Here is a 6,010-nt window from a genome sequence, read left to right as displayed (position 1 = left end):
CCGCCGAGGGACGGCTGTTCCAGCTCCGGACGGGGACGGTCAGCCGGCTGTCCACCGAGCACGACTGGCCCGTGATCGCGGAATGGAACGCAGCGGGCAGCACCGAGACCCCCCACCGGGCGCTCTCTGCGTCGAAGTAGGAAGCAACGAGGCCGGTTCGTCCACGGGTCCACGGGGACGGACCGGCCTTCGCCTCTCGCTCCCCGGCCGCCGGGGTCCGGGGCCAGGCCCGAAGCCGCCGGTCGGCACACCGGGTCCTTCTCAGGAGCGCCGCAGGACCGGGCTCCTACAATCGCCGGCAGCCGACACGCCGTGCGGCGGCCCGTCCTTCGTCCGGAGGAACCCGATGAGCAGCGTCGACGAACCGGCACCACCGCGCGCCCGTGTCCGCGACGCCGCCCGCACCAAGGCCGAGATCCTGGACGTCGCGACACGGGAGTTCGCGCGCGCCGGGTACGACGGGGCGCGGGTCGACAAGATAGCCGCCCTCACCCGTACGCGCTGATCAGCTCGTTCTTCTTCCGGGTCGCCAACCGGCATACGTTCGGGGCGTTGTTCGGCCATGACCCGATGGCCGCCGACCGGTGCGAGTACTACCGCCGGATGCTCGGCGACATCGTCGTCGCCTATCTGACGGCAGACCGCGCGCGGGCCTGAACACCGGCCGGTCAGGGGTGCCGGCCGACCCTCGCGAAGACCCGGCGAAGTCGGAGCTATTGCTCAGGCGACCTCGTCGATCGTACGGTTCACGTCGGCACGCTCCGGGTAACCGTTCGTGACGAATGCGTCCCTGGGGCGCTGCACGGAAAGCAGCGACACGAGGTCCCTGCCGAACAGGGCCGCCGTGAGCCAGACGGCGAGGACGCGGACCTTCCGTTCCCAGGTAGGCACAGCCAGGACGTGGTAGCCCCGGTGTATCAGCCAGGCCGGAAATCCCTTGATCACGATGCGCTTGTATTGGAAGATACCGCGCCCCAAGCCCAGCGTCGCCACTGCTCCCAGGCTGTCGTGGCGGTAAGGGCGAACCCTGCCGCCCCGTAGGTCGGCCACGATGTTTTTCGCGAGCCGCTTGGCCTGCCGGACGGCGTGCTGAGCGTTCGGCACCGTGTGAGCTCCGGGCACCGGTGAGGCCAGGTCGGGAACCGCCGCGTCGTCTCCGGCCGCCCACACGTCCGCGACGGGTTCGCTGTCGGTGCCGACGCGGAGATCGGCGCGGACCATGAGCAAGCCCCGCTCGTCGACCGGCAGATCCGTGTGGTTGTGCACGACGGGGTTCGCAGCGTTGCCGGCGGTCCAGACGATCAGCGCTGAATCGAACTCCTCGCCGTCGGAGAGCACGACGTGCCCGTCCTTGGCAGACACGAGCTGCGTGTTCAGGTGCACGCGTGCGCCTCGTCGTTCCAGTGAGTCCACCACCCAGGCGCCGGGCTTGTCTCTGACTTCGGGCAGGATGCGACCCCGGGATTCGATCAGGTGGAAGGACAGATCCTCGATGCTCAATTCCGGGTAGGACCTGAGCATCGAGGTCGCGAGCGACAGCAGCTCACCGAAGCCCTCGACCCCGGAGAAGCCGCCACCCACGAAGGTGACGGTGAGCAGTTTGCGCCGCTCGGGACCTGGAGGCAGGGATGCCGCCTGGTCGAACGCGGTCATCAACCGATCGCGAATTGCGACCGCTTCTTCCACGTGCTTCAGACCGATCGCCTGCTCCGCAACCCCCGGAATGGGGAATGTGCGGGTCACGGCACCAGCCGTGATCACGAGGATGTCGTATCGCAGGGGGCGGTCGTCGCCGGCGGTCGGCCGGACGGTGACCGTGCGGTCTGCGTTACGGATCTCGGTCACGGTCCCCGCGATCAGCCGGGTACGGTGCAGATGCCGCCGCAACGACACAGCAGCGTGACGTGCCTCGACCGATCCGGCTGTCACCTCGGGCAGGAAGGGCTGGTAGGTCATGTAGGGACGCGGGTCGACGACCGTGACCCGCGCCTCACCCTTGCGCAGCGACTTCTCCAGGCGCCAGGCGGTGTAGAAGCCCGCGTAGCCGCCCCCGACGATCACAATCTCACGCATGAATCCCTCTGCTCGTTGGTCGACACTCGATACGCTCGGCGCGGATCAGATCACTTTCGCCGTCGCCTGCGGAGCCCGGTGAGTGGCTCGATCTCCTGGACTACCGCCACGTCTACTTCTATGGGCCGATTTCCAGCGCTGGCAGCCCGTCGCACGCCCCGCCCCCCTTTTACGGGTGACGGGCTGCTTCGTGTCTCACGAGCGTTCTGGTGCAGATCCCTCCCCAGTCGACCAGTGCTCGATCTACATGCCGTCTATGTCTCATGCAGACGCCGCATTGTCGGCCGATCGTTCAACACCAACTCCTCCAGCGCTCCGGCAATTCAGCCAACAGGGAGCGTCGGGGACGCTTCGGCGTGGATGTCGAGTTGATCGCGCCCGCAACCGAGGTCCTGGCATTCATCGACTTCGTACACCTCCCCGACAGCCTGGAGCATCCGTGCCCAGAAGACTTCCCAGCGATCGGGAGCACGCTTGATGCCGTTGTACTCGACTTCATGCCCAGCGGTGAGCTGAGGCTGTCGGCTTGTGCATCGTCGCTGACTCGGCAACAGCAACGAAAGACAACCGCGCCCAAGGCCAAGACGTACGGCACAAGCTCCTGACGCCCGTCCAACGCCCAAGACTGTGTTACGAGTTCGTAGAAGGCTAGCTGTGTCGGCGTCGACTGGCAGCATTGCCGCTGATCAGTTGCTCGACGACGCGGAAACGTGCCTTGCCGACTTGGATCACGCCATTCGAAAGCGGCGTGCAACGCACACCGCCTTTGCCTCGGAGTGCCCGCTGCGCACCCGGGCCGATGACAGCATCCATCCACGCGCACGGCCGTGCAGCCCGGTTGACACCGAGTGCTACGGGGCCGTTGCCGCTGTCGAGCTCAATGACCCAGCCGATGTAGGAGTCGATGTCGACGCCTCGGAGAAGGATGTTTCGTCGGGTCTGTCGAAGGTCAACGGAGGGGTTGATGCCGAGTGGCAGGCTCTCCACCGCCATAATGGTCACCGACGCATCTCGATGAGCCGGTTGAGCGAAGTACCGATCGCCGACAATTCCGAGGTGACGACGCACCTCGACCTGCGACACCAGCCCCCCGTCCGGGTCCGCTGAGGGTCCCTGAGCCGGCCGTCCTGAGTACCGGTGCACTGGAGACACGAGGAGTTGTACCACTTCCACCTCGCTCGGAGGGTTGCTAGGCCAGCTCATGCGTGATGGACTCCGCTTCCACCCGTGCGGGACCGAAGGTGAGGGTTAGTGGGGCGCTGAGCGCGGCGAGCGCAGCACGCTCCGCCTCTGGCTTCGTCCTGCCACGTGCATTACCTCAAATCCCGCACTGCTGTGCAGTGTCGAAAACTGCTTGCACGCAGGATATCCGGAGCAGACATTCTTTGCCTGGTCGGTCTGCCGACGGCAGGGACCTTCCGGTCTGATGGGAAGGAAAGTGTCAAAATCGCAGTGCTGGCAAGCCGTGTTCCGAGCCAGCTCAGCATGGTGCCGCATCCGACATCGCTGTTAAGTGCACTTGCCATCTCCGCCATACCTTTCAGAGGGTGAAGCGGACCTGCCAAGGCTGATCGATTGCGTTCAGACCGCAAGCATGACTGACATGGACTTGTGCACTATCTCGGTACTGGGCCCCGGCGGCAGGGGGGAGGGCCTGTCCAGGCAGGAGCGCCTGTACTTGCACCAACTCGCCACCGACCCACGGGATGAAAACCCTTGATGTTGCCGATGGTAGTCAGATGGTCAGGGCGTGGACAGGTCAGCCGTTTGGTTATCGATGCGCAGTAGACGCGTGATGCATGACGTCTCCGCTCAAAGAGGTGGGCGGAAGCTTCTTGTGTGACATCTTGATTGCGGTCGGTCCCGCTGCCTCCCCCGTGGTGGCGGGGCCGGCGACAGGTCCTCTGAGACCGCATTTGAGATCTCGTCGTAGGACAATCGGGCGGTGACGCGACTCCCGAACTGTGACCGCTCCCTTGAGGAGCTTGAACGCGACCGCTGGCCGGCCCGTCGGCCGATACCACGCGTCTTGTCGCTACTGCGCAGGCCTTGCGGCGTCGGCCGATTGGCGAGCTGACCGTCGAGGACATGCGTCTGTTGATCGGGCAGGACATAGGACTGCCCTACCTCCTGCCGCTGGCCCTCAAGGTGCTGCGGGACAACCCGATGGCGGAGGGTGACATGTACGAAGGCGATCTGCTGTCCGCGGTCCTCACCAGGAACCCAGTGGTCTGGGCCGAGTCTTCCGGACTCGGCCGAGAGCTTCGCGTGATCGTCTCGGAGTTGATCGACCTGCCACTTGACCTGCAACAGAGGGTTGAGCGGTTCCTGATTCAGTAGCGCGCTGACCCGGAATGTTACCCATGGGCGGGCGGACCGCGTATCTATGAAACCTTTCGCGCAGGCGGGCGCGGGCCCTGCCGTGTCGCCGGTCGGCCGCGGGTGGGGCGGCGGACCATGTGGCCGATCATTGCTCAGCGGATCATGGTCTCGGAACGGGCCGGGCTGGTCTCGTAGTCCCTGGCGAGGCGGCGGTGAGCAGTAAGCCACGAGAAGGTGCTCGATCGCCCAGCGCTTGGGCTGGACCTGGAAGCCACGCTGGCCAGGATACTTGCGGACGATGTCCAGCTCGCGGCCGAGCATTTGGGCGTTCCAGTCAACCAAGCGGCCGGCGAAGCCCTGGTCCGCCCAGATCTTCCGAATCTGCGGATGGTCGAGTCGAGTCCACAGAAGCGTCCGCTTCACGCCATCCCGATCCTGGACACTGGCCGCGACGACATGGATCGCGACGAGCAGGCCGAGGGTGTCGGTGATCAGAGAGCTCTCGCGGCCCTTGACCTTCTTGCCCGCGTCGAAGCCCCTGGTGGCCGCCGGGACGGTGTCGGCAGTGCGGACAGATTGCGAGTCGATCAGTCCTGTGCTCGGCTCTGCCTTTCGGCCGTCGGCCTCACGGACCCTGCCGCGCAGGACGTCGTGGACGTGTTCGACGGTGCCGTCGTCGTGGGACCAGGTGAAGTACCAGTGCACAGTCGGCCAGGGAGGGAAATCCTTCGGCAGCTGCCGCCAGGGGCACCCGGTCCGCATCACGTAGATCGCGTCCACGATCCGCCGACGTGGGTGCTTCTCCCGACGTCCGCCCCTCGGGCCTACCCGCGTGGCGGTAGCAACGGGTCCACCAACACCCACTGGTCGTCCGTCAGATCCGGCGGATAGCCGCCCCCAACACCACTCACGCAGAGCTCAACGACCGCTCCATCGCACAGGCGCGACAGATCTCAAACGCTGTCTGACGAGGACGGGGAAACAGGCAGGTTCATCCGGATCGGAGCCGGCGCACAAACGAAGTTTCCGTCATGCCTGTTGGCGGTACAACCGTGCCGACACAACCGGCGACCCCAGCAATCTGGACTCACTACCAGGAGCGACACATTTTTAGAGAAGCAAGCGGAGAACGGGCACAGTCGTGGTGAGTACTGCGCAAACAGTAAGCGTCAGGCCAACGCAGCGCCGCCGCAACCCTCTGTAGCGGTTTTCGTACTCAGCCCGCAAGGCCAGGCACCTGGCTCTAATCCGCTCAAGATCATTTCTGGCGCGTTGAAGACTGTCCGAGACGTAGTGTTGCTCGACCTCCACGCGCTGCGATGTGGTGAGCCAGTCCATCGCTTGGACGAACTCCCGTGCACGTTGTTCGGCGTCTGCGACTCTGACTTGCCACAGCAGGTATCCCTCTGCCTCGTTGCCGATCACGCTTTCGCCTTCTGACCGCACCAGGACGCCGCCTCCTCACTTGGTTATTGCCGGAATTTGATGGGCTTCTGCCTCGGCTATAGCAATGGCAGGGTGGTGCAGGTCGAAGGCGGGGGATTCGGAACGGATGCGCGGCAGGGTGAGGAAGTTGTGCCGCGGGGGCGGGCAGGAGGTCGCCCACTCGAGGGAA

4 protein-coding genes and 2 pseudogenes are annotated in these 6,010 nt (G+C 65.2%); 3 read left to right on the top strand and 3 right to left on the bottom strand.

Features of this window, described 5'->3' with window-relative positions:
* The first annotated feature begins 346 nt into the window (after positions 1-346).
* Positions 347-657, top strand: a pseudogene (locus ADL25_RS45700) (hypothetical protein).
* Between the two features lie 63 nt (positions 658-720).
* Here ADL25_RS45700 and ADL25_RS04955 read toward each other — a convergent pair.
* Positions 721-2,073 carry an NAD(P)/FAD-dependent oxidoreductase gene (locus tag ADL25_RS04955; protein WP_059126387.1) on the bottom strand — a complete coding sequence of 451 codons (1,353 nt, stop codon included), beginning with the start codon at positions 2,071-2,073 and terminating at the stop codon, positions 721-723.
* Between the two features lie 263 nt (positions 2,074-2,336).
* On the opposite strand from ADL25_RS04955, the gene ADL25_RS04950 reads away from it, so the two are divergent.
* Positions 2,337-2,678, top strand: coding sequence for a hypothetical protein (locus ADL25_RS04950; protein ID WP_159044885.1), 342 nt, complete (start codon positions 2,337-2,339; stop codon positions 2,676-2,678).
* 43 nt (positions 2,679-2,721) lie between these two features.
* Here the strand turns inward: ADL25_RS04950 and ADL25_RS04945 are convergent, their stop codons facing one another.
* Positions 2,722-3,156 (bottom strand): molybdenum cofactor biosysynthesis protein, encoded by a 435-nt coding sequence (locus ADL25_RS04945; protein ID WP_234380579.1) that lies wholly within the window; start codon positions 3,154-3,156, stop codon positions 2,722-2,724.
* A 966-nt stretch (positions 3,157-4,122) separates the two neighbouring features.
* Between ADL25_RS04945 and ADL25_RS45340 the strand changes: the two genes are divergently transcribed.
* A complete protein-coding gene (locus ADL25_RS45340) occupies positions 4,123-4,413 on the top strand; it encodes a contact-dependent growth inhibition system immunity protein (RefSeq protein WP_234380577.1) in 291 nt (96 codons plus the stop codon).
* A 273-nt stretch (positions 4,414-4,686) separates the two neighbouring features.
* On the opposite strand, the pseudogene ADL25_RS52095 reads toward ADL25_RS45340, so the two are convergent.
* Positions 4,687-5,160: pseudogene (locus ADL25_RS52095) on the bottom strand (transposase); the annotation flags it as partial.
* Positions 5,161-6,010: the final 850 nt, after the last annotated feature.

This window comes from Streptomyces sp. NRRL F-5122, from assembly GCF_001507435.1.
Lineage (GTDB): Bacteria > Actinomycetota > Actinomycetes > Streptomycetales > Streptomycetaceae > Streptomyces > Streptomyces lannensis.
The sequence above is the reverse complement of the archived record's forward strand: the minus strand, read 5'-3'. Positions and strand labels throughout refer to the sequence as shown.